We start from the raw sequence: 1,602 nt of genomic DNA, 5'->3' as shown, positions 1-1,602 counted from the left end.
AAATGCAGTCGGGCTGCGAGGTGAAGGCGACATAGACGAGATGGGCATTGGCCAGCACGAGGATGGCGACGATGCCCAGGCCGATCGCCCAGCCCAGAAGACGCCGCCGCCGGGGCGGGGAAGCGTCCTTTCCGGTCTGGCCGAGCGCCGCGCTCATTGCGCGTGGGCCCGCAAATCGACGACATAGAGCGCCATCAGGCGGATCTGGGCCGGGGTGAGACGCCCTTCCCAGGCGGGCATGGTGCCCTGGCGGCCATTATAGATGGACTGGCGGATGGAGGCGCGGTCCCCCCCATAGATCCAGAAGGCATCGGTGAGGTTGGGGGCGCCGGTCTCGACCATGCCCATGGCGTCCTCGCCATGGCAGGAAGCGCAGTTATCGGCGAACAGCGTCTCGGCCTGGGCCAGTTCGTCCCCGCTCAGGGTCTGGGCGCCGCTCAGGCCCTCGACATATTGGGCCAGCAGGCGAATATCGGCGCTGGGCAGCATCTGGTCGCGGCCGAAGGCCAGCATCTGGGCGAAGCGGGTTTCCCCGTGATTGGAATTGATGCCGATGCGGATGGTCTCGGCGACGGTGTCGATATCGTCGCCCCACATCATCGGGGACCGGGCAAGGTTGGGATAGCCGAGATTGCCCAGCGCCTGCGGGCCATGGCAGGCGGCGCAATTGTCGGCGAAGAGCACGCCGCCGGTCTGGCGCACCAGTTTCATGATGGCGTCGTCGGCTTCCAGGCTAGCAAAATCCTCATTGGCCAGCCGTTCGGTCCAGCCGGCGCGCTCGGCCTCGGCTTCCGCCAGGCTCTGGCGCACGGCCACCTGCTGGTCCACGCCCAGAAGGCCGCGGAAATAGGTGTTGATGCCGGGCCAGCTGGGCATGAGCACGGTCCAGGTGACGGCGAACAGCGTCATGGAGATGAGGAAAATCCACAAGGGCATCGGCACGGGCGTGTTCAGCTCTTTGATGCCGTTCCACTCATGGCCAGTGGTGACCTGGCCCGAGACTTCATCGCGTTCCTTCAGCGCCATGGCCGGTCTTCCTCTTCGAGCAGGGGCATCTTGGCGGCTTCATCGAAGCCCTTCTTGTTGGACGGCCAATAGGTCCAGGCCAGGCAGATCACCGTCATGCCCAGAAGGTAGAAGAGACCGAAGGACTTGGCGAATCCAACGACTGTGTCGTGATCGAAGGGCATCATTCCACCTCGGCGGTTTCGGTGGTGAACGCCGCGTCGGTCAGCGTTCCCAGCATCTGCAGATAGGCCACCAGCGCGTCCATCTCGGTCAGCCGGCCGGGCTGGCCGTCAAAGGCGCGGATATTGGTGGCATCGCCATAGCGCTCGGCCACGCCCGACGCCTCGGGGCTGTCGGGATTGGCCTGGCCATAGGCGTCGCGGCTGGCATTCTCGATCTGCTCGTCGGTATAGGGCACGCCCACGACGCGCAGCGCCCGCAGGTGATCGCTCAGATCGTCGATGCGCAACTGATCGCGCAGCAGCCAGCGATAGGCGGGCATCTTGGATTCGGGCACCAGGTCGCGCGGGTTGTAGAGGTGGGCGGTGTGCCAGGCGTCCGAATATTTGTTGCCCATGCGCGCCAGGTCCGGCC

General features: G+C 65.4%; 3 protein-coding genes. All 3 read right to left on the bottom strand.

The features are described from left to right. Positions 1-153 precede the first annotated feature (153 nt). Positions 154-1,026 (bottom strand): cytochrome-c oxidase, cbb3-type subunit III, encoded by an 873-nt coding sequence (ccoP, locus tag VDP82_RS17945; RefSeq protein WP_323016175.1) that lies wholly within the window; start codon positions 1,024-1,026, stop codon positions 154-156. Then, on the bottom strand, positions 1,017-1,190 hold the full coding sequence (locus tag VDP82_RS17940) for a cbb3-type cytochrome oxidase subunit 3 (RefSeq protein WP_323016174.1): 174 nt from the start codon (positions 1,188-1,190) through the stop codon (positions 1,017-1,019). The genes ccoP and VDP82_RS17940 overlap by 10 nt, the downstream gene beginning before the upstream one ends. Beyond that, a partial coding sequence (locus VDP82_RS17935) for a cbb3-type cytochrome c oxidase subunit II (protein ID WP_323016173.1) occupies positions 1,190-1,602 on the bottom strand: 413 nt, incomplete at its 5' end. The genes VDP82_RS17935 and VDP82_RS17940, both read right to left, overlap by 1 nt.

Source organism: Devosia sp. (genome assembly GCF_034675085.1).
GTDB lineage: Bacteria > Pseudomonadota > Alphaproteobacteria > Rhizobiales > Devosiaceae > Devosia.
Note: the sequence above shows the minus strand (reverse complement) of the source record. Positions and strands in the feature narration are given on the sequence as shown.

Bases quoted from the DNA above. Each gene is read 5' to 3' on its own strand.
- ccoP (WP_323016175.1), bottom strand. From the start codon at position 1,026: ATGGCGCTGAAGGAACGCGATGAAGTCTCGGGCCAGGTCACCACTGGC.
- VDP82_RS17940 (WP_323016174.1), bottom strand. From the start codon at position 1,190: ATGCCCTTCGATCACGACACAGTCGTTGGATTCGCCAAGTCCTTCGGT.